Source organism: Knoellia sp. p5-6-4, from assembly GCF_029222705.1.
Taxonomy (GTDB): domain Bacteria; phylum Actinomycetota; class Actinomycetes; order Actinomycetales; family Dermatophilaceae; genus Pedococcus_A.
The window spans coordinates 1753179-1774371 of the sequence record NZ_JARGZF010000001.1 but is presented as its reverse complement, the minus strand read 5'-3'; the positions used below and the strand labels follow the sequence as shown (position 1 = coordinate 1774371).

19 protein-coding genes and 1 tRNA gene are annotated in these 21193 nt (G+C 71.4%); 11 read left to right on the top strand and 9 right to left on the bottom strand.

Annotation, left to right across the window (positions count from 1 at the left end; all coding sequences use genetic code 11):
* Nucleotides 1-30 precede the first annotated feature (30 nt).
* Genes P2F65_RS08635 through P2F65_RS08620 form a run of 4 tightly spaced genes read left to right on the top strand, consistent with a single transcriptional unit; the run spans nucleotide 31 to nucleotide 2355 of the window.
* Nucleotides 31-783: a DUF881 domain-containing protein gene (locus P2F65_RS08635; RefSeq protein ID WP_275806057.1), complete on the top strand. Its 753-nt coding sequence runs from the start codon at nucleotides 31-33 to the stop codon at nucleotides 781-783.
* Nucleotides 780-1481: a class E sortase gene (locus tag P2F65_RS08630; protein WP_275806056.1), complete on the top strand. Its 702-nt coding sequence runs from the start codon at nucleotides 780-782 to the stop codon at nucleotides 1479-1481. Before P2F65_RS08635 ends, P2F65_RS08630 begins: the two co-directional genes overlap by 4 nt.
* Complete coding sequence (locus P2F65_RS08625; protein ID WP_275806055.1) at nucleotides 1481-1702, top strand: hypothetical protein; 222 nt, start codon at nucleotides 1481-1483, stop codon at nucleotides 1700-1702. The genes P2F65_RS08630 and P2F65_RS08625 overlap by 1 nt, the downstream gene beginning before the upstream one ends.
* Nucleotides 1699-2355, top strand: coding sequence for an aminodeoxychorismate/anthranilate synthase component II (locus P2F65_RS08620; protein WP_275806054.1), 657 nt, complete (start codon nucleotides 1699-1701; stop codon nucleotides 2353-2355). Before P2F65_RS08625 ends, P2F65_RS08620 begins: the two co-directional genes overlap by 4 nt.
* A gap of 80 nt (nucleotides 2356-2435) precedes the next feature.
* Here P2F65_RS08620 and pknB read toward each other — a convergent pair whose 3' ends face one another.
* From pknB to P2F65_RS08585, 7 genes are read right to left on the bottom strand one after another with little or no spacing between them, the layout of a single operon-like run.
* Nucleotides 2436-4349 (bottom strand): Stk1 family PASTA domain-containing Ser/Thr kinase, encoded by a 1914-nt coding sequence (gene pknB, locus P2F65_RS08615; protein ID WP_275806053.1) that lies wholly within the window; start codon nucleotides 4347-4349, stop codon nucleotides 2436-2438.
* The gene (locus P2F65_RS08610) at nucleotides 4346-5557 is read right to left on the bottom strand and encodes a serine/threonine-protein kinase (protein WP_275806052.1); all 1212 of its coding nucleotides are present in this window, start codon (nucleotides 5555-5557) and stop codon (nucleotides 4346-4348) included. The genes pknB and P2F65_RS08610 overlap by 4 nt, the downstream gene beginning before the upstream one ends.
* Complete coding sequence (locus P2F65_RS08605) at nucleotides 5554-7011, bottom strand: penicillin-binding transpeptidase domain-containing protein (protein WP_275806051.1); 1458 nt, start codon at nucleotides 7009-7011, stop codon at nucleotides 5554-5556. Before P2F65_RS08605 ends, P2F65_RS08610 begins: the two co-directional genes overlap by 4 nt.
* Nucleotides 7008-8393 (bottom strand): FtsW/RodA/SpoVE family cell cycle protein, encoded by a 1386-nt coding sequence (locus tag P2F65_RS08600; protein ID WP_275806050.1) that lies wholly within the window; start codon nucleotides 8391-8393, stop codon nucleotides 7008-7010. Before P2F65_RS08600 ends, P2F65_RS08605 begins: the two co-directional genes overlap by 4 nt.
* Complete coding sequence (locus P2F65_RS08595; protein WP_275806049.1) at nucleotides 8390-9739, bottom strand: Stp1/IreP family PP2C-type Ser/Thr phosphatase; 1350 nt, start codon at nucleotides 9737-9739, stop codon at nucleotides 8390-8392. Before P2F65_RS08595 ends, P2F65_RS08600 begins: the two co-directional genes overlap by 4 nt.
* Before the next feature lie 12 nt (nucleotides 9740-9751).
* Entirely contained in the window at nucleotides 9752-10249 is a 498-nt protein-coding gene (locus P2F65_RS08590; protein ID WP_275806048.1) for an FHA domain-containing protein, read from the bottom strand.
* A 9-nt stretch (nucleotides 10250-10258) separates the two neighbouring features.
* Nucleotides 10259-11071 (bottom strand): DUF3662 and FHA domain-containing protein, encoded by an 813-nt coding sequence (locus tag P2F65_RS08585; RefSeq protein WP_275806047.1) that lies wholly within the window; start codon nucleotides 11069-11071, stop codon nucleotides 10259-10261.
* A gap of 164 nt (nucleotides 11072-11235) precedes the next feature.
* Between P2F65_RS08585 and P2F65_RS08580 the strand changes: the two genes are divergently transcribed.
* Both P2F65_RS08580 and P2F65_RS08575 read left to right on the top strand, forming a co-directional pair.
* Nucleotides 11236-11318 (top strand) — tRNA-Leu (locus tag P2F65_RS08580).
* 230 nt (nucleotides 11319-11548) lie between these two features.
* Nucleotides 11549-12541, top strand: a complete 993-nt coding sequence (locus tag P2F65_RS08575; protein WP_275806046.1) for a LacI family DNA-binding transcriptional regulator — start codon at nucleotides 11549-11551, stop codon at nucleotides 12539-12541.
* 61 nt (nucleotides 12542-12602) lie between these two features.
* On the opposite strand, the gene P2F65_RS08570 is transcribed toward P2F65_RS08575, so the two are convergent.
* Together P2F65_RS08570 and P2F65_RS08565 are read right to left on the bottom strand one after the other, a co-directional pair.
* Nucleotides 12603-14552, bottom strand: coding sequence for an adenylyl cyclase (locus P2F65_RS08570; RefSeq protein WP_275806045.1), 1950 nt, complete (start codon nucleotides 14550-14552; stop codon nucleotides 12603-12605).
* 98 nt (nucleotides 14553-14650) lie between these two features.
* Nucleotides 14651-15457, bottom strand: coding sequence for a DeoR/GlpR family DNA-binding transcription regulator (locus P2F65_RS08565; RefSeq protein ID WP_275806044.1), 807 nt, complete (start codon nucleotides 15455-15457; stop codon nucleotides 14651-14653).
* Nucleotides 15458-15610: 153 nt separating this feature from the next.
* On the opposite strand from P2F65_RS08565, the gene P2F65_RS08560 reads away from it, so the two are divergent.
* From P2F65_RS08560 to P2F65_RS08540, 5 genes are read left to right on the top strand one after another with little or no spacing between them, the layout of a single operon-like run.
* Nucleotides 15611-16513 (top strand): PfkB family carbohydrate kinase, encoded by a 903-nt coding sequence (locus P2F65_RS08560; RefSeq protein ID WP_275806043.1) that lies wholly within the window; start codon nucleotides 15611-15613, stop codon nucleotides 16511-16513.
* 28 nt (nucleotides 16514-16541) lie between these two features.
* Nucleotides 16542-17432, top strand: a complete 891-nt coding sequence (locus tag P2F65_RS08555) for an aldolase (RefSeq protein ID WP_275806042.1) — start codon at nucleotides 16542-16544, stop codon at nucleotides 17430-17432.
* Nucleotides 17429-18844: a hypothetical protein gene (locus P2F65_RS08550; protein WP_275806041.1), complete on the top strand. Its 1416-nt coding sequence runs from the start codon at nucleotides 17429-17431 to the stop codon at nucleotides 18842-18844. Before P2F65_RS08555 ends, P2F65_RS08550 begins: the two co-directional genes overlap by 4 nt.
* A gap of 42 nt (nucleotides 18845-18886) precedes the next feature.
* Complete coding sequence (locus P2F65_RS08545) at nucleotides 18887-20218, top strand: extracellular solute-binding protein (protein ID WP_275806040.1); 1332 nt, start codon at nucleotides 18887-18889, stop codon at nucleotides 20216-20218.
* Nucleotides 20215-21192 carry a sugar ABC transporter permease gene (locus P2F65_RS08540; protein ID WP_275806039.1) on the top strand — a complete coding sequence of 326 codons (978 nt, stop codon included), beginning with the start codon at nucleotides 20215-20217 and terminating at the stop codon, nucleotides 21190-21192. The genes P2F65_RS08545 and P2F65_RS08540 overlap by 4 nt, the downstream gene beginning before the upstream one ends.
* Nucleotide 21193 lies beyond the last annotated feature (1 nt).

The following is a 21193-nucleotide window of genomic DNA, read 5'->3' as shown; positions in this document are numbered from 1 at the left end:
GGGGGGATGCGTTTGGCATAGCGTAGTGCCATGTCCAGCCAGCGCCTGACGTGGTTGACGCGGCGCCCGACCTTCTGGTCCGCCGCGGTGCCCCTTGTTGCCCTGGGCGCCGGCGTGCTGTTCGCGACCAGTGCGTCGACCGCTGCCGGCACCGACCTGCGCTCGAGCGCGTCGGGGCTGCCGGACGTCATCCGCGAGCAGGCGCGCCGGAACGCCGAGACCGCGGCCCAGGTGCGCAGCCTGCAGGCGGAGGTCGACCGGCTCTCCTCCGACGAGGCGCCGGGCGACGTGCGGGTGACCCAGCTGACCGAGCAGGCCGAGGCGCTCACCGCGTCCGCCGGCACCCGAGAGGTGCGCGGCCCCACCGTCTCGGTCGAGCTGAGGGACGCCCAGATCCCCTCCGACCAGCTGCCGGAGGGGTTCACCGTCGACGACATCGTGGTGCACCAGCAGGACGTCCAGGGCGTGGTCAACGCCCTGTGGGCCGGGGGCGCCGAGGCGATGATGATCATGGACCAGCGGATCATCAACACCAGTGCGGTCCGGTGTGTCGGCAACACCCTCATCCTGCAGGGCAGGGTCTACTCCCCACCCTTCGTCATCACCGGCATGGGCAACCCGCAGGCCATGCTCAAGGCGCTCGACGACAGCCCCGCGGTCGACATCTACCGGCAGTACGTGGACGCCATCGGGCTGGGGTATGAGGTCAGAACCAGCCCAGAGCGGACATTCCCCGCCTACGCTGGCTCCGTGAACCTCGAGTACGCCTCGGTGCCCCGTTGAACCGCGCTGTCCGCTCGGTGGTCGGGGGCCTCGGCGACATCTTGGTGACGGCCGGTCTCGTGCTCCTGCTCTTCGTCGCGTGGCAGCTGTGGTGGACCGACGTCGAGGCGAACCGCGCGCAGGACGGCACGGTCCAGGCGCTGGCCCGCGACTTCGGTGGCAAGGGAGGCACCGCGCCGACGGCCGCGCCCAACGAGAAGCCCGCGCCGGTGAAGTTCGGGGAGGCCTTCGCGATCGTGCGGATCCCGCGGCTCGGCGCGGACTACGCCCGGCCGCTGCTCGAGGGCACGGACTACGAGACCCTCAAGGAGGGCCTCGGGCGCTACGAGGGCGCTGCGGAACCGGGGGCCATGGGCAACCTGGCCATCGCGGGGCACCGCACGACCTACGGCCGGCCGCTGCACGACATCGACCGCCTGCGCAAGGGCGACAAGGTCATCGTCGAGACCAGGACCGGTTACTCCGTGTATGCCGTGGACAGCCACGAGATCGTGCCGCCCACCGCGGTGGAGGTGCTCGCGCCGGTGCCGAAGAAGCCCGGCGCCGCGCCGAACGGCGCGTGGCTGACCATGACCGCCTGCCACCCGAAGTACAGCGCGGCCGAGCGCTACATCCTCTTCGCCAAGCTGGTGCGGACCTACCCCCGCGAGCAGGGACTGCCGCCCGGCACCCTCGCCGTCCCCGGAAAGAGCTCCTGATGATCTACAGCGCCCTCTGGCGGGCCCTGCCCGGGCCGACGGTGCTCAAGGCCGTGCAGGCCCTCGTGCTCGTCGCCCTGGCGGTGGCGGTCCTCTTCCTGTGGGTCTTCCCCCGCATCGCGCCGTCGATGCCCTTCAACGAGAACACGGTCGGAACCGCGCTGCCGGCCGGCTCCCCCTTCGGCGCCCACGGCGGCGAGACCGGACGGGGTGGCGCATGACCCGGGTGCTCGTCGTCGACAACTACGACAGCTTCGTCTTCACCATCGTCGGCTACCTGGAGCAGATGGGCGCCGACTGCACCGTCGTGCGCAACGACGCCGTCACCCCCGACGAGGCCGACTCCTTCGACGGCGTGCTGGTATCGCCCGGCCCAGGAACCCCGGTGGAGGCGGGGGTGTCGATGGGCATGATCGAGGCCTGCGCCGAGCGCTCGCAGCCGATGCTCGGGGTCTGCCTGGGCCACCAGGCCCTCGGTGCGGTCTTCGGCGCCGACGTGGTGCGCGCCCCCGAGCTGCTGCACGGCAAGACCTCGCAGGTGTTCCACGACGGCACGGGCGTGCTCGAGGGCCTCCCCTCACCGTTCACCGCCACCCGCTACCACTCGCTGACCATCGACCCGCCGACCCTGCCTGACGAGCTCGTGGCCACCGGCCACACCGAGTCGGGCGTGATCATGGCGGTGCGCCACGCGACCCTGCCGCTGCACGGCGTGCAGTTCCACCCCGAGAGCGTGCTCACCGAGGGTGGCCACCGCATGCTGGCCAACTGGCTCGCGGCCTGCGGCATGGCCGACGCGCTGCAGCGGGCCGATGGCCTCAGCCCGCTGGTGCGCGACGCCGAGGGAGTGGCCCGGATGGTCGCCGCCGGCTGACGGTCTCGCGTCGACACGCTGGGGAACAGCCCTTCCTCACCGACGCGAGGGCCGTTTCCCAGCGTGTCGACGGCACACCGTCAGGGGGTCGTCGTCGCCGGCGCGCTGGGGGTCTCGGGCAGCGGCAACGTCGTGGTCGTCGGCTCCGGCTCCGTCGTCGGCGTCTGCGTCGTCGGCGTCTCCGTGGGGGTCGGAGGTGCCGGCCGGGCCACGGTCAGGGTGATCTGGCTGCCGTAGTCGGCCAGCTTGCCGTCGGGGACGCTCTGCTTGAGCACCGTGTCCTCCGGCTTGTCGCTCTCGACGTAGGTCGTCTTGTTCTTGAACCCGAGGTCGCTGAGGACGCTGGCCGCCTCGTCACGGGTCATGCCGACCACGTCGGGCACCTCGACCTTCCCGCTCGAGACCTTGAGCGTGACCGCCGAGCCGACCTCGACGCTCGCGCCCGCAGACGGCTCGGTCTCGATGACGTTGCCGCGCTCCACGCGGGTGTTGTTGACCGCCTCGGTGCCGCCGAGGGTGAGCCCCACGTTCTTCAGGGCCTGCTCGGCCTCCGCCACCGTGAAGCCGGTGAGGTCGGGCACCTCGGTCGTGGTCGGTCCGGCCGAGACGCTGAGGGTGACCTTGGAGTTGCGCTGCACCTGCTCGCCGCCCTGCGGGTTCTGCTCGACGACCGTGCCCTCCTCCTTGGTGGAGGGCACCGACTGCACCTCGGGCACCAGCTCGGCGGCGCGGATCCTCGCCTCGGCGGTCGCAACGGGCAGGTTGACCACCGATGGCACGGTGACGGTGCCCCCGCCGCTCGGGGGGTTGTCGAACAGCGACCGGCCGGCGATGGCCATCAGGGCAACGGCACCGAGCACGGCCACGACCAGCAGCACGTAGCCCAGCCCGCGCCGCCTGCGCGGTTCCTCCTCGTCGGGGTCGTGGCCGATGGCCGGCAGGGTCGCGGTGTTGCCGTGGGCGCCCGTGGGGCCGCCCGGTGCGTCGGCGCCGGCCGCGGCGGCTGCCGCGCCCGCTCCCAGCACCGTGGTGCCCTCGCCGGCGAGGGTGTCGAGGGCGACGGTCTGGTCGGCCGCGGCGAGACCCGCCGCACCGGCGGCCCCGGCAGCGGTGCCGAGCGCAGCAGCGCTGATCGGGCGACCGAGACGGGCCGCCTGCAGGTCGGAACGGAACGAGACCGCGTCCTGGTAGCGGGCCTCGCGGTCCTTCACCAGGGCGTGCAGGACGACGGCGTCGAGTGAGCGGTCGACGTCGGCGTTGAACGTCGAGGGGCGAGGCGGCGCTTCGCCGACGTGCTGGTAGGCGATCGCCACCGGCGAGTCACCCTTGAACGGTGGGCGACCGGTGAGCAGCTCGAAGAGCAGGCAGCCCGTGGAGTACAGGTCTGACCGGGCGTCGACCTGCAGTCCCTGCGCCTGCTCCGGGGAGAGGTACTGGGCGGTGCCGATGACGGCTTGGGTCTGGGTCATCGTGGCGCTGGTGTCGGCGACCGCCCGGGCGATGCCGAAGTCCATCACCTTGATCTCGCCGTGCTTGCCGATCATCACGTTGGCCGGCTTGATGTCGCGGTGCACGATGCCCATGCGGTGGCTGTAGGAGAGGGCGTCGAGGACGCCCTCGGTGATCCGCGCCGCCTCGGCCGGCTCCAGCGGAGAGCGGTCGTTGAGCAGCTCGCGCAGGGTCTGGCCCTCGACGTACTCCATGACGATGTAGGGGATGGACAGACGCGATCCACCCGACTCGATGGCGTGGTCCTCGCCCGAGTCGTAGACCGCCACGATGGAGGCGTGGTTCAGGCCCGCCGCGGACTGCGCCTCCCGGCGGAAGCGCACCAGGAACGAGGTGTCGCGGGCGAGGTCGCTCCGCAGCATCTTGATGGCCACGGGGCGAGAGAGCCGCGTGTCGTGGCCGAGGTGCACCTCGGCCATGCCGCCACGCCCGAGCAGCTCGCCCACCTCGTAGCGGCCACCCAGAACCTGCGGGGTCGCGGTCACTGCCTGTTGCCTCCGTCATCGCCTCCGCCCGCGCCGGTCGCGGCGGCGGGGGTCGTGCTGGTCGTGGTGCTGGGGGTCGCCGGAACGTCCTGGTCGGCCGCCACCGTGGTGCGCAGCTGCACCAGAGGGGTGAGGGCGCCCTCCTGCCCCGACGACGAGATCGCCATGACCACGATCGCGACCAGCGCGGCCAGCACCGCAGCACCGGGCAGGAGCCAGCGGCGCACCGCTCCCGCTTGGGGAGGGGTCAGCACGCTCGCCGGGGCCGGAGGCGTCTGGGGCGACAGCGTCATGGCGCCCGTGGGCACGGACGGGTCCGGCGTGAGCAGTCCGGCACCGGAGACCACCGGCGCGACGGCCGACTCTGCGCCCTCGACGAGCTCCTGCGGCACGGTGCCTACCGGCAGGTGGAGGGCCTCGGCCATGGCCTCCCCGCTGGCCGGCCTGCGGGCCGGGTCCTTGGCCAGCCCGGCCATGACCGTGGTGCGCAGCGGGTCGGGCACGTCTGCGGGCAGCTGCGGGGCGGGCTGGCTGACGTGTGCCAGGGCCGTGGTGATCATCGAGTCACCGGCGAACGGTCGGATGCCGGTGATCAGCTCGTATCCGACGACCGCGAGGGCGTAGAGGTCGCTGGCAGGGCCGGCGGGCTGGCCCTGCGCCTGCTCCGGCGCAAGGTAGTGCGGCGTGCCGAGCACCTCCCCGGTCTGGGTGAGCTGGGCGCCAGCGATCGCGCGCGAGATGCCGAAGTCGGTCAGCCTGGCGTAGCCCTCGTCATCGACGACGATGTTGGCCGGCTTGACGTCACGGTGGACCACCCCCGCCTGGTGGGCGGCGTTGAGGGCCAGCGCCGCCTGGTACAGGATGTCGGTGACCTCCCCCGCCGGCAGCGGAGCCCGCTCCTTGATGATCTCCGACAGCGGCTTGCCCTCGATCAGCTCCATGACGAGGTATGCCGAGTGTGCGCCTTCGCCGAAGTCGTGCACCGTGGCGATGTTGGGGTGCTGCAGGGCGGCGCTGTGCTTGGCCTCCGCGCGGAAACGCTCGAGGAAGCCCTCCTCGCTGGCGGTGTCCGGGCGCAGCACCTTGACGGCCACCGGGCGCTCGAGCGTCTCGTCGACGGCCCGCCAGACCTGCCCCATCCCGCCGGTCGCGATGATCTCCTCGAGCCGGTAGCGCTCGGCCACCAACAGTCCGGGCTCGTAGTTCACTTCTGGATCACCGCTTCCATGACGGCCTTGGCGATGGGTGCTGCGACCCGGCCGCCGGCGGCCTCGTTTCCGGCGTTGCCGCCGTCTTCCACCACCACGGCGACCGCGACCTGCGGGTCGTCTGCCGGGGCGAATCCGGTGAACCACGCATGGGGCGCCTTCCCGGTCGCGTGCTGCGCGGTGCCGGTCTTGCCGGCCACGCTCACGCCGCCGATCTGGGCCGCCTGGCCCGATCCGCTCTTCACAACTGCCTCCATCATCCGGGTGAGCGCACTGGCGTCGTCGGCCGACACGGCCTGGGACAGTTGCGAGGGCGACGCCTCTTCGATCGTGTCGAGGTCAGAGCTGAGGACGCTCTTGACCAGGTAGGGCTTCATCACGATGCCGCGGTTGGCGACGCCGGACGAGATCATGGCGACCTGCAGCGGCGTCACGCGCACGTCGTACTGGCCGATCGCCGCCTGTGCCAGCTGGGGCTGGTTGAGCTCACCGGGAATGCTGCTCGGGGTCACCCGCATGGGGATCGCCAGGCTGTCACCCACACCGAACTTGGCGGCCTGCGAACGGAAGTCGTCGGCGCCGAGCTCCATGCCGAGCCACCCGAAGGCGGTGTTGCAGGAGATCTCCAGCGCGCGCTTGAGGGTGGTCTCGTCGTTCGGGCCACACGCCTGCTTGTTGCTGTTGGGCAGGTCCGCGCTCGTCTGGGGGAGGTCGAGGACGGCCGGGCCGGGGACCTTGCTCTCCTCCGTCCACTTGCCCGAGGAGAGGGCTGCGGCCGCGGTGACGATCTTGAAGGTGGAGCCCGGCGGGTAGAGGTTGCCGCCGATGGCGCGGTTGACCAGGGGACGTGCAGGGTCGGCGTTGAGCTTCTTCCACGAGGCCACGACCTCCTTGGTGTCGTGGACCGTGAGTGAGCCGGGGTCGTAGTCGGGGTTGCTGACCATGGCCAGGATCGCGCCGGTCCGTGGGTCGAGTGCGACCACGGCGCCTCTCTGGTCGCCGAGGGCCTTGTCGGCGGCCTCCTGCGCCTTCGGGTTGATGGTCAGCTCGAGGCTCGCGCCGGCGGCCTTGCGGCCCGTCAGCATGTCCGAGACGCGGCGGTAGAAGAGCTTGTCGGACTGGCCGGAGAGCAGGGCGTTCTCGGTCGCCTCGAGCCCACCGCCGGGGCCATAGACGAACGAGTAGTAGCCGGTCACGTGGGCGTAGCGGCGGGCTTGAGGATAGGTGCGCAGCCACTTCAGCTCGTCGTTGCTGGGCTTCGACAGGGCGGCCGGGCTGCCGTCCACCAAGATCTGCCCGCGCTCGCGCGCGTAGGTCGCGAGCAGGGTCCGACGGTTGTCCGGGCGCTCCTGGAGCTCCTTGGCCTCGACGAACTGGATCCAGGTCGAGGAGACCAGCAGGACCATGAACAGCGCCGCGACGACGACCGACAGGCGGCGGATGGGGGCGTTCACCGCAGCTTCACCACCTCGGTGGCCTCGGCCTCGCGGGCCGGGCCGGCCATCTCCGTCTCGGGCAGCGGGCGACGCGCGTGGTCGCTGATGCGCAGCAGGAGGGCGACCAGCGACCAGTTGGCCAGCAGCGAGGAACCGCCGTAGGAGAGGAACGGCATGGTCAGGCCCGTCAGTGGGATGACCCGGGTGACCCCGCCGACCACGACGAAGCACTGCAGGGCGACCGAGAACGACAGGCCGGCGGCGAGCAGCTTGCCGAATCCGTCACGCACGCCGAGCGCGGTGCGCATGCCGCGCTCGACCAGGAGCAGGTAGAGCATGAAGAGCGCGAAGACGCCGAAGAGGCCGATCTCCTCGCCGAAGCTCGGGACGATGAAGTCGGACTCGGCGAAGTAGGTCAGGTCGGGCCGGCCGCGGCCGAGCCCGGAGCCGAACAGGCCGCCGTTGGCCATGCCCATCAGGCCGCGGGCGAGCTGGTCGGAGACGGCGAGGGCCTGCGGCGAGAAGGTGTCGAGCCAGAGCAGCACGCGCTGCTGCACGTGCCCGAAGAGCAGGTAGGCGATGTAGGCGCCGCCGCTGAAGAGGAGCAGGCCGATGGCGATCCACGAGGTGCGCTCGGTCGCGACGTAGAGCATGGCCACGAAGAGGCCGAAGAACAGCAGCGAGGAGCCGAGGTCCTTCTCGAAGATCAGCACCGCCAGGCTGGCGGCCCAGGCGACGAGGATGGGGCCGAGGTCGCGGGCGCGGGGCAGGGTGAAGCCGAGGATCTTGCGACCGGCGAGGGAGAGGACGTCGCGGGTCTGCACGAGGTAGCCCGCGAAGAACACGGCCAGCACGATCTTGGCGATCTCCCCCGGCTGGAAGGAGAACGGACCGAGGCCGATCCAGATGCGTGACCCGTAGACCTGGCGGCCCAGGCCCGGCACCAGCGGGAGGATGAGCAGGCCGAAGCCGACCGCTGCCGCGGTGAACGTGTAGCGCCGCAGCGTGCGGTGGTCCTTGAGGAAGAACAGCACGGCGGCGGCGATGGCCACGGCGAGGGCGCTCCACGTCAGCTGCTTGAGGGCCAGGCCCTCGGCGATGTCCTTGCCGGCGGCGATGTCGAGCCGGTGGATCATCACCAGCCCGAGGCCGTTGAGCAGGGTCACGATGGGCAGCAGCAGAGGGTCGGCGTAGGAGGCGCGCCACCGCAGCAGCAGGTGGAAGCCCAAGGTGATGACGAGCAGACCGGTGCCGTGGGCGAGCAGACCGGGTGGGAAGCTGCCCGAGGTGGCCAGGCCGACGTTGAGGTAGGCCAGCACGACGATGCCGACGGCGAGCAGCAGCAGGGCCAGCTCGACGTTGCGGCCCTTGCGCGGAGGCAGCGAGGAGACGGTGGTCATGGCGTCGCCGTGGCGGTGGTGCTCGTGGGGCTGGTCGGGCCCGGCGTGGTGGTCGTGGTGGTCGTAGGGGTCGAGGACGCCGCGGAGGTGCCACCGCAGGTCCCGCCGGCCGCCTTGCGCGAGACGCAGCGGACGGCCTCCTCGCGCAACCGGTTCACCCGCTCCTCGGCGTCGGCGAGGGTGCTCGTGGTGATCGTGTTCTGCACCTGGGTGCGGTAGAAGTCCGGCAGGTCCGCGGTCGAGATGGACGAGAGCTGCTCGACCTTGCTCAGCCGGATGGGCCCGAGGTCCTGCGAGACGCCGCGGAAGATGGCCACCTGGCCGTCCTCGACGCCCACGTAGAACTGGCGCTGCACCCAGTACCACCCGGCATACGCGCCGCCGCCGAGCACGACCAGCACGAGCAGGAGGGCCAGCCCACGACGCAGCCACCGGGCGGGACCGGCGCTGGGGGCTTCCTCGGCGAGGGTGACCCCGTCGTCGTCGGCGGCGCCGGTGGCCTCCCGGGAGAGGGCGGCGGCCTTGGCGGCCGGGGTGAGGGGCACCGGGCGCGTGCCGCCCTTGGTGCGCTGGGCCGCAGCACCGACGACCTGTGGCACGGTCGAGGGGGCCGAGCCGCTGTCGAGGTCGACGACGTCGGCCACCACGACGGTGACGTTGTCGGGGGCGCCGGCCTTCATGGCCAGCTCGACGAGGCGGTCGGCAGTCGGGCCCACGGGCTGGCCGGCCGACAGCACCTCCTCGATGGTGTCGCGCGCGACGAAGCCGGAGAGGCCGTCGGAGCACAGCAGGAAGCGGTCGCCGGGACGGACCTCGCGGACCATGAGGTCGGGCTCGTCGTCGTGCGCGCCGGTGAGCACGCGGGTGACGAGGGAGCGCTGCGGGTGGCTGTCGGCCTCCTCCTCGGTGATGCGGCCGTCGTCGACGAGGGACTGCACGAAGGAGTGGTCGTGGGTGATCTGCGAGAAGGTACCGCCGCGCAGCAGGTAGGCGCGGGAGTCACCGATGTGGGCAAGGGCGACCTTGTTGCCGGCACGCAGCAGCGCGGTGACCGTGGTGCCCATGCCCTGGAGCTCGGGCGTGTGCTCGATCTGGGACTGGATCTCGGCGTTGGCCGACGCCAGCGTGTGCACCAGGTGGTCGGTGACGTCGTCGCCGCCGTGGCTCTCGCCGTCGAGGGAGACCATCCGGCCGATGGCTATCGAGCTGGCGATGTCGCCGCCGGCGTGGCCGCCCATGCCGTCGGCGACCACGAGGAGGTGCGGGCCGGCATACCCGGAGTCCTGGTTCTCCGAGCGCACCAGCCCCACGTCGGAGCGGGCCGCGTAGTCGAGCGCGATCTTCATGGCGCCAACCCGTCAGTTCCGCAGCTCGACGACGGTCCTGCCGACGCGCAGCACGCTGCCGACCGCGACCGGAGCCGGCTCGCTGAGTCGCTCGGTGCCCAGGAAGGTTCCGTTGGTGGAGCCGAGGTCCTCGACGAACCACTGGCCGTCACGCTCGAAGATGCGGGCGTGCCGGCCGGAGGCGAAGTCGTCGTCGAGCACGAGGGCGCACTCGGGGTTGCGGCCGATCAGCGTGCCCGACTCGCGCAGGCGCAGGCTGGTGCCCGCCAACGGACCTTCGGTGACGGTCAGCGAGTGCGGCACCCGGCTGCCGCGGCGCGGCTTCTTCTGGGGCGAGGGCTTCGGCTTCGCGGGCTTGGCGGCGCGGTCACCGGAGCGGCGGCCGGGCAGGCGGCTGACGACGCGGGTGCCGTAGAGGTCGCCCCGGAGCACGCCGACGACGCTGAAGACGAAGACCCACAGGAGGATGAGCAGACCCAGGCGGATGATCGTGAGGGTGAGTTCACTCATACGGTGCGATCACCGCCGACCGGCGCGGTAGGTGACAGTGGTCCGCCCGACGGTGATCCGGTCCCCGTCCGCCAGGCGTTGGCTGCTGATGCGCTCGCTGTTGACGAACGTGCCGTTCGTCGAGTTGAGGTCGCGGATGCTGGCGACCAGGTGCGGTCCGTCCGTGGTGACCCGGATCTCGCTGTGGCGGCGCGAGATGCCCGGGTCGTCGAGCACGATGTCGGCGCTGTCGTCACGGCCGAGCACGGTCATGGCGCCCATCAGCGGGTAGCGCTCGCCATCGACGTCGAGCCACGGACGGTCGGCAGGGTTGACCCGCCGTGGGGCCTGCGGCGGCGCCACGGGGGCCTGGCGCTGCGTGGCCTCGAGCCCGTCGTCGTCGACGGGGGTCTGCCGGGGTGCCGGCTGCGGCGCCGGTGGCGCCGGCTGGTGGGTGCCCGTGGTGCCGGTGTGGCGGGCGGTCGAGGTGCGCAGGCGGAAGACACCCGTCTCGAGGTCGTCGGCCGGGGAGAACATCACCTGCAGTGGCCCGCCCGGCTGGTAGCGCTGTGACTCGGCGTGCTCCTGGGCCGCCGCGATGAGCTCGCGCTCGAGCTCCTCGTCGTAGGCGGAGAGCCGCTCGTAGTCGGTCTCGCTCAGCTCGACGGTGAACAGGTTGGGCACGAAGGTCCGGCCGTGGCCCACCACGGCGGCGCGGTCGTCCATGGCCCGGCGGATCGCGCTCGCGATCTCGACCGGCTGCACCTCGGACTTGAACGCACGCGCGAAGGCACCATTGACGGCACGCTCGAGGCGTTGCTCGACCCGGTCGAACAGACCCACTGCCCGGCCTCCCTTCGCTGATGGACTGACCGATGGTAACGGCCAGAACTGGGGATTGTGCTATCGGCGAGCCCGGGCCGGATCCGTGCTGGTCGTCGGGCCGGTCCGGGCGCTTGGTCCCGGTTTGGTGATCCGGGGCCCTGTGGCCATAATGGGGCGTCCACGCGCAAGTGGCGGAACGGCAGACGCGCTGTCTTCAGGTGGCAGTGTCCTTACGGGCGTGGGGGTTCAAATCCCCCCTTGCGCACTGAACGAGAAAGACCCCGACACGCTTTTCGTCGGGGTCTTTCTCGTTCATCAGGCATGTGGATTTGGGAGCCGCCGCAGCGGAGCGAGGACGGCGGAGTCCCTCCTTGCGCACGCGAAGGGAAGACGTACGCGCGCCTCCACGCGGCATACCCGGGAAACAGCGCCGGGCCCCGATCGCCTCAGTACGCTGCCCGGAGAAGTAGTCCTTCAGCGTCTCGAGGAGATCGGTTGCGCAACGTCACCAGCGCGGACGTCGCGCGTGACAGCGGTGTCTCACGGACCACGGTCAGCTACGTCCTCAACGACACCCCCGGCGCGGCCATCTCGCAGGAGACCCGAGCCCGCGTGCGCGCCTCGGCCGAGCGCCTGGGCTACACGCCGTCGGCAGCGGCGCGCGCCCTGCGCACCGGGCGCAGCGACCTCGTGCTCTACGTCCTGCCCGACTGGCCCCTCGGACCGGCGGTCGACACCCTGCTCGACCACCTCGCCGGCGAGCTGGCCGAGCGTGGGCTCTCCCTGCTCGTGCACCACGTGCGAGGCGGCCGACCCCTCAGCGAGCTGTGGCGCGCGGTGACCCCGCGTGCCGTGGTCGGCTTCACAGCGTTCACGCGGGAGGACCGCGAAGCCATGCAACGCGCCGGCATACAGGTGCTGGGCACGCTGCTCGACGACGAACCCGGCGCGACCGGGGCCTTCTCGGCGTCGCAGCGGGCCATCGGGCGTCTCCAGGCCGGGCACCTCCACCTCTCGGGTCACCGAGTGATCGGCTATGCCGCCGCAACCGACCCGCGGGTCGGGGAGTTCGTCGAGCTGCGCCTGGAGGGTGTGCGGGAGGCGTGCGAGGAGGCTGGGCTTCCCGCGCCGGTCGTGGAGCCGGTGGACCTGACCATGGACTCGGCCGTCGCTGCCGTCCGCGGCTGGCGAGGGCACAGCCCACAGGTCAGCGCCGTCGCCGCCTACAATGACGACGTGGCCATCGCGGTCCTCGCCGGTCTGCGGGCAGAGGGCCTGCGCGTCCCGGACGACCTGGCGGTGATCGGCGTCGACGACGTCCCGGCCGCCCAGTTCACCGTCCCGCCGCTCACCACCGTCTCGCAGTCCCTGGGCGAGCAGGCGCGCCACCTCGCCGCGGTGGTCGTCGCCGGGCTCGAGGGCGGCAGCGCCGCGCCACCGCCCCCGTCGGGCGACCTGCTCGACGTGGTCGTCCGCGAGTCGGCCTAGGCAGGGCGAAAGCGAGAGGTGGGCCGGGTCGCGCCAGGCGCCCGACCCACCTCGTCGGCAGTTACGGGGCCGGGTAGTCCACGACGTAGACCGGCAGACCCACCCGGGTCGTGTCCGCCGGACCGCCCAGACCGTTCACGACGTGGTCGATGGTGCCCGCGCCCAGGTTGACCGTGAGGATGTGGTGCAGGGCGACACCGGGGGTCTGCGGCACCTCGAAACCGTTCTCGGTGTGGATCGACGGGTTGTTCTGGTTGAAGACGTAGACGCCGCCGGCATACAGGCGGTGGTCCTTGACGTCGTCCGCGACCTTGTATGCCGCCCAGCCCCGGATGCCGTCGTGGTCCCAGTCCGCCTGGGTCGGCGGGTCGTAGGGCAGCTCGTTCTGGAAGAAGACGGTGGTGCCCCGCTCCCCGTTCCAGATGACGTTGTGCTGCTGGAAGTGCTCGACGAAGAGACCCGTTGCCGTCACGTCGTCACCGTTGACGACCACGCCGGTGCGCCCGATGTTGGTCCGCCAGCGGTCGGTGTCACCGTTGACCCCCTCGGTGAAGCCCTCCGTGCCGTGGTCGGCCCGCCACACCCAGGTGTGGTCGACGAGGACGTCGTCGCTGTTGACCTCGAGGGCGAGGTCCGTCTTGCCGACGTGCGGTCCTCCGACGCGGAAGTACACGTCGGAGAGGGTGGTCGGGTTCGCGGCGGCATCCTTCGACGCCCCGTCGTTGCCGTTCTTGGGGCCGATGCGCAGCAGGGCGGGTGACTCCACCGTGCCCGCGTCGACCGTGAGGCCGGCGACGACGACGCCCGGCACGTCCGTGACCTCGAGCGGCACCGCGCCACCGACCGCGGTGAGCGTCGCGTGGCCCAGGCCCAGCACGACGGTGTCGGGACGCTTCACCTCGATCGTCCGGTCGATGTCGTAGACACCGGGGGTGAGCAGAAGGTGCCGGCCCCGGGCGAGGTGGTTGTTCATCTCCTGCACCGACGCGCCGGGCCGGGCGACGAAGAACTCGCTCAGGGGGATCGTGCGTCCTGCGGTCATGCCGTCGGCCCACGTGACGCCCCGGCTGTTGCGCTGCGCGGCGGGCACGCGCACGGCATACCGGCCCTGGTCGTCCACGAAGAGGAACGGCTTCTCCCGGCTCACGGGGGTCTCGTCCAGCGTGGTGTAGGCCGGGTCGGGGAAGGCGGCCTCCGTCGGCGCGCCGACGACGCCGGAGAAGGTGGCGTTCCAGACCGCGTTGCTCCAACCGCCGACCTCGCTGTTGCGGGTCAGCCACTGCTGCTGCGAGCCGTTGATGACGAACGGCATCCGCGAGTCGGCGATGAAGCCGCCGCTGGCGTACTGCGGGCCGGCGGTGCAGTAGTCCATGAGCGACAGGTTCGCCCCACTGATGTCGAGCCGGCGCATGGACACGGCCTGGGAGACGGCCCAGAACTCTGCCGAGGCGCGGCACCCGTCCTGGCCGGCGCCGTTGACGCGCAGCGACAGGTTCGACAGGGTCCGCCAGAAGTTGTTGAGCGCGATGCAGTTGCTGGTGCCGCCGTCGGCGAGGCAGCGGTTGTAGACCTCGACCTTTCCGTTGATCGTGACGTCGGTCGGGGACGCCCCCAGGCCGGCGATCTCGGTGTAGTAGCCGACCTTGACCTGCAACGGGTTCGCCTCGGTGCCGTAGGTACCGGGCTTGAAGAGGAACGCGTAGCGGGCGCTGCCCATCTCGTTGTCGACCTGCTTGGCCCAGGCCCTGTCGAGCTCGGCCTGGATCTGTGCCACCGGCATGCTCGGGTCGAAGACGGTCACCGAGCTGCCGAGGTCCGGAGCGTCGAGGCTGGGCGCGGACGACGGCACGGCGGTGGCAGCGCCGGTCGTCAGCGTGGCCGTGGCCGTCGCGATCACCGCGACCAGGGCGAGCCCCCGCGCGCGAAAGGCGCCGCGTCCGCGCACGGCGCCCCGGTCGGACGGACGCCGTGGAACCAGGGCGCGCAGGAGTCGCTGGACGTGCTGAGGCATGGAGGCCCCTCCCCGTTGAGGTGATTGGTGACACGTGTCACCTCGGAGCATGGTTGGGGCTTTGGTGACTCGTGTCAAGAGGGATCGGCGCGCTGGGACTACGCGTCGCGGCGCTGGCGGTCGCCGGCCACCACGATCGCGGTGCCCGTCTTCTCCAGGTGCCGGCTGATCACGCTCGGCGGGGCGACGTCGGTGACGAGGGTGTCGACCCGCTCGTGCGAGCACAGCAGCACCGGTGCCGAGCTGGCGAACTTCCCGTGGTCGGCCAGGAGCACGACCTCGTCGGCGATGTCCATGAGCGCCAGCTTGGTCGGGCGCTCGGTGTCAGTGGCCACGTAGACCCCTCGGGTGTCCACCGCGGCCGCCCCGAGGAAGAGCGTGCGGACTCGCAGTCCGGACGCGGCCTCGACGGTCATCTGCCCCGCGAACGCCTGGCTCTCCACCAGGAGCTCCCCGCCCAGGCCGACCACCCGGCCGAGCCCGCGGTTGAGCATGAGCTGGATGACGGGGATGGAGTGGGTGACGACGGTGCCCCGGAAGTCCTCGGGGATCGCCTGGGCCAGCGCGTATGCCGTGGTGCCGGCGTCGACCGCGATGGTGTCGGTCGGGCCGATGAGGGCCTTGGCGGTCTCGGCGATCGCCTTCTTCGCCTCGGCGTCGATGTTCGCCCGGCTCACGAAGGCGGGGTTCTGCAGGGGGCCGTGCAGGGCGCTGACGCCACCGTGCACCACCCGGACCTCGCCGTGCTGCTCGAGCTTGCGCAGGTCTCGTCGGATCGTCATGTCAGAGACGCCGAGCCGGTGGGTCAGGTCGGTGACCGAGATGAACCCGGCCTCGCGCAGCGCCTCCATGATCATGCGCCGCCGTGCCGGTGCGCTGTCGTAGCGCATCGCTTCCTGTCCCACGCCTGCTCCTTTGCCCCTGCTGCGCCAGGGCTGCTCTGTTGCCGCCCCTGTCATCCTGCCTCCTCGAAGGATAGTTCACATCAAGTGTTGACTTTCCAACATTCGTCGTTAGTGTGGTCGCAACCACGCAGCGGGACGTCGAAGGAGATGTCAATGGGCCACGGCCAGCCGAAGGTGCTCTTCGTCGGAGCGGCGACCGTCGACTCCATCGCCCTCGTGCCGTCCTTCCCCCACCCCGACGAGCGCGTCGTCGCCGACGAGCTGGTGTTTGCCGGTGGCGGGCCCGCCGCGACGGCCGCGGTCGCCGCAGCCCGACTCGGCGTGCCGGCCGCCTTCGTCGGCACCGTGGGCGACGACACCGACGGCCGGCGGATCGTCGAGGGGCTCGAGGAGGAGGGGGTCGACGTCTCCGGCATCACGGTGGCGCGGGGCACCCGCTCGGGCGCCAGCGTCATCGTCGTCGACCACGGTCGCGGCACCCGGGCCATCTGCGCCCGTCCCGGCCCGGCGCTCGACCCGGTCGTCGTGGCGGCCGCTGTGGACGGCGCCGACTGGGTCCACACCGACCACGTCGGCTGGGGTCCGGTGCGTGCCGCCGTGCCCGCCGGCTCCGGCCCCCGTCTCTCGGTCGACCTGGGCTACCCCGTCGCGGGGTTCACCCCCGCCGGCGTCGACCTCTTCGCGCCGTCCCTCGAGGCGCTCCGCACGGTCCACGGGCCGCTGGAGCCCGCGGCGCTGCTCTCGGCGGCGCTGGACGGGGGGGCCCAGCGGGTCGTGGCCACCGACGGCAGCCGCGGCTCCTACGGCGCCGACGCCTCCGGTGAGCGGGCCCACGCGCCAGCGGTCGCCGTCGACGTCGTGAGCACGCTGGGCGCCGGAGACGTCTTCCACGGCGCACTGCTCGCCGCCCACGTCCGCGGACTCGGCCTCGAGGCCGCTCTCCACTACGCCAACACGACCGCCGCCCTGTCCTGCCAGGGGCTCGACGGCCGGTCGGCCATCCCCAGCCACGAACGCGTCGAGGCCCTCATGGGCACGCCGGCGCCCCTGACCTGACGACTCCAGCCAAGCCAAGGAGACCACCGTGACCAGCAGCACCCCTGCCCCCGCCACCACCGGACTGGCGCAACTGGCAAGACCGAGCGGCGGCTTCGCCATGCTCGCCGTCGACCAGCGCGAGGCCATGCGGGCCATGTTCGCCGAGCACCAGGACACCCCGGTGACCGACGAGCAGCTGCGCCACTTCAAGGTGGCCGCCACCCGCATCCTCAGCCCCTACGCGTCTGCCGTCCTCGTGGACAAGCAGTTCGCCTTCGATGCCGTGGTCGAGGCCGCCGCGGTCGACCCCTCCTGTGGGCTCATCGCCGCCGCCGACCACTTCATCGCCGGCAACGGCGAGTTCGTGACCGACGTCGTCATCGACGAGGCGGTCGACCCCGCGCAGGTGCGCGGCCAGGGAGCCGTCGCGATGAAGCTGCTCGTCATCCACCGTCCCGACGACGACCCGGCCGTGCGGGTGGACATGGTGCGCCGGTTCGTGGCGCGCTGCCACGATGCCGGCCTGGTCAGCATCATCGAGCCGGTCGCCAAGGCGCCGCGTGACGGCCGGGACTGGGACTGGGACGCCTGCGTCATCGAGGCGGCCCGCGAGCTCGGCGACCTCGGCGCCGACCTGTACAAGGCGGAGGTGCCGCTGAAGGGGCAGGGCGAGGAGGCGGAGATCCGCCGCCGCTGCGCCCAGATCACCGAGGCCGTGTCCTCGCCGTGGGTCGTGCTCTCCTCCGGCGTGCCTGCCGAGCTCTTCCCCCGCGCCGTGGAGCTCGCCTGCGCCGAGGGCGCCTCGGGCTTCCTCGCCGGCCGGGCCGTGTGGGCCTCGGTCATCGGCAGCGACGACGTGGAGAGGGACCTCCGCGAGGTCTCCGTCCCCCGGCTCCAGCGTCTGGCCGAGCTCGTCGACGCGGGGGTGGCCCGATGAGCACCCGTCGCCCCAAGGTGGTGCTCGTCCCCACCGCCCGGCCGACCTTCGCCGTCGATGTCGCCCGTGAGCGGGCCGCCGAGGCGCGGCTGCTCCTCGAGGAGCTCGGCGCCGAGGTGACCGGACCCGCCGACCTCGTCATGACGCCGGAGGACCTGGAGGCGGCGGCTGAGCTGCCGTTGGCCGACGCCGACCTGGTGGTCAACGTGTGCGCCTCCTTCTCCGACGCGAGCCCGGCGCTGCGCCTCTACAGCGAGCTCGACCAGCCCGTGCTGCTGTGGTCCTTCCGCGAGCCGGGCCCCGTCGGCGACCGGCTCTGGCTGAACAGCATGTGCGGGGCCAACCTCTTCGGCCACGCGCTGGTGGTGCACGCGGGTCGCACGCCCAGGCTCCTCCACGGCGACCCCAGCGAGCCGGCGGTCCGCGAGGCCCTTGCTCGGGCCCTGGCAGGCGACCTCCCCGTGGTCCCAGCCCTGCCTGCCGAGCAGCGCGACCGCGGCGAGCTCGAGCCCGTGCGGGCCGCCCTGGCCACGCTCCAGGGGCGCCGCCTCGGCCTCGTCGGCGAGGCACCCCCCGGTTTCACCCCCAGCCACTACGACGGCGCCCTGCTCGAGAAGCTCCTCGGCATCGAGGTCGAGCAGATCTCGGTCGACGACATGTTCGGCAAGGTCGCCTCCGTGCCCGAAGCCGCGCGCGACTCCGAGCGCGCGTCGGCCCTGGCCGCGCAGCCGAGCCTGGCCGACGTCGACGACGAGCACGTCGAGCTTTCGGCCTCCGTGACCTCCGCGATGCGCTCCTGGCGCGACGACGCAGACCTGTCCGGCATGGCGATCCGCTGCTGGCCCGAGTTCCCCACCTCGCTCGGAGTGTGCCCCTGCTCCTCGCTCTCGCGGCTGGCCGACGCCGGCACGCCGACCGCGTGTGAACGAGACGTCTACGGCGCCGTCACGATGATGCTCCTCGAAGCCCTCGGTGCCGGGACGACCTACCTCGTGGACACCGTGGACCTCGACAGCGAGGCCAACCTCGTGCGCCTGTGGCACTGCGGCGCCGCGGCCACCGCTCTCGCGGCCGACCCCGCCGAGGCGACCCAGTCCGTGCACTGCAACCGCAAGATCGGCGTCGCGGGCAACTTTCCCCTCAAGACCGGACCGGTCGTGATGGCCAGGCTCACCGAGGAGCCCGGCACGGGCGGCCTGCGGCTGCTCATCGCCTCGGGCGAGTCCGTCCCGGAGCCCAACCGGTTCCAGGGCAACACCGCCGCCGTCCGCCTCGACACCGACGCCGCGGCGTTCGTGCAGGGGCTGGTCACCGGCGGCTTCCCCCACCACACCGTCCTCGCCTGGACGGACGTCCGGCCGGCACTTCGCACCGCCGCCGACCAGCTCGGCATACCCGTCGTCGAGTGGTGACCTGCCCCCTCCCGGCAGGTTCGTGACGCAAAGGAGCGCATCATGACACCAGAGCAGAGCAGAGCAGTCTTCGGTCGGCGGCAGATCCTGCGCGGGGCCGCCATCCTGAGCGCGGGAGCAGCGGCGGCCGCCTGCGCCGGTCCCGGCACGGTGAGGGGCGGGTCGCGTGGGCCGGCCAGCCAGGCCACGGCGCCGGCACCCATCGGCACCGCGAAGGTCTCCGGCGACCTGTCGTTCGCGCACTGGCGGGCCGAGGACAAGGCCGTCTTCGACAAGATCATCGCCGGCTTCTCGAAGGCCAACCCCGGCACGACCGTCCGCCAGGACATCTCGCCCTCGAACGACTACCAGAGCACCGCGCTGCAGAAGATCAAGGGCGGCGCGATCGGTGACGCCTTCACGGCCTTCCGCGGGGCGCAGTTCGTCGACATGGCCAAGGCAGGTCTCTTCCTCGACCTGAGCGCCCAGACCTTCGCCGACGGCTACCTGCCCAAGATGGCGCGGGGCGGCAAGGACGCCAACGGACGCCAGCTCGGCCTGCCCTACCAGCTCGTGTTCAACATGCCGATCTTCAACGTCGACCTCTTCGAGAGGGCCGGCGCCAGTGAGATCCCGCAGGACTGGGACGGCTTCCTCGCCCTCTGCGAGCAGCTCAAGGGCCGAGGTGTCGTCCCACTGGCCTGGCCGGGCGGCGAGCCCGCCAACGCCGGCCAGCTCTTCAACTCGATGGTCATGAACAACCAGCCGAACGACACCAGCTGCGCCGACATCGAGGCGGGCAAGGCCAAGGTCACCGACGACTGGTTCATCACCACCTTGAAGCAGTACGCCCAGCTGCGGCCCTTCGTCGAGCCGAAGGCCACCGGCACCACCTCGGAACCGCTGCAGCAGATGTTCGCCACCGGCAAGGCGGCCATGCTCGCCACCGGCTCGTTCCACATGGCTCCGGTGCGCAAGCTGGGGGCGAAGTTCCCCATCGACCTCATCGCACCCATCACCGTGTCGAAGGACAAGGTGAAGTACGTCGGCATCCACAACGCGACGTTCATCCTCGGCGTCAACGCCGCCTCGAAGAAGCAGGAGGCGGCCCTGAAGTTCGTGGAGTACCTCTCGAGGCCCGAGGTCGCGTCGGACTACGCCAACGGCACCGGCCAGCACCTCACCCTCACGGGAGTGGAGTACACCAGCCCGGACCTCAAGGCCACCGAGCCCTGGCTGACCAGGAACACCCTGCTCGCGCCGCGGTTCCAGTTCAACGACCTCGACCTGCGCGCGGCCGTCGAGAACGCCTGCACCGAGGTGCTCGGCGGCAAGGACCCGGAGCAGGCAGCGGAGGCCGCGCAGCGGGTCGTCGACCAGCGGAGGCGGTCATGACCCTCACGTCGCAGCGGAGCCGTACGCCGGACCAGTCCGCCACGTCGGCCCGGCCGCCGCGGACCCGCATCGGGTTCGGGCCTCGTCGCCCGTCCCGGGTGGACCGTCCCCACCCGGCGCTGTTCCTCTTCCCCCTGCCGGCGCTGGCGCTCTACGTCGTGTTCTTCGCGATCCCCACCATCGAGGCGGTGCGCTACGCCGTCACGGACTGGGACGGCTTCAGCGCGGACTACAACGACGTCGGGGTCTCGAACTTCACCACCATCGCCACCGCCGACAGCCTCTTCCACAACGCCCTGTTCAACAACATCAAGTTCATGCTCGTGGTGGTGGTCTTCCAGACCCTGCTGTCGCTGATGCTGGCCGTCTTCCTCGTGAAGAACACCAGGTCGTCGGTCTTCCTCCGCTCGGTCTACTTCTTCCCCACGATCCTCAGCTCGGTGTCGGTGGCCTTCATCTGGAAGTTCGTCTACGACCCGAACTACGGCCTGGCCAACGGCGTGCTGGGCGCGGTCGGCCTCGATGGCCTCAAGAGCTCCTACCTCGGCGACGACAGCAAGGCCATCTACTTCGTCGCAGCCACGCAGGTGTGGTTCCACGTCGGTCAGATGATGGTCATCTACGTCGCCGGCCTCCAGCAGATCCCCGCCGAGCTCTACGAGTCGGCCGAGGTCGACGGCGCGTCCCGGTGGCAGCTCTTCCGGCACGTCACCTGGCCGATGGTCGCTCCGGCGACCGCGATCGTCATCGCCTACACGACGGTGCAGAGCTTCAAGGCCTTCGACCTCATCCTCGGGCTCGGCGGCAACCCGCCCAAGCCCTCCCTCGACATCCTCTCCACCCGCATCTACGCCGGCTTCGCCAACTCGGAGTTCGGCTACGCAGCGGCGGAGTCGATCGTCTTCATGCTCGTGATCGCCCTCGTCACCTGGCTCCAGCGACGGGCAGTGCGCCTGTCGCAGGGCGCGGCCTAGG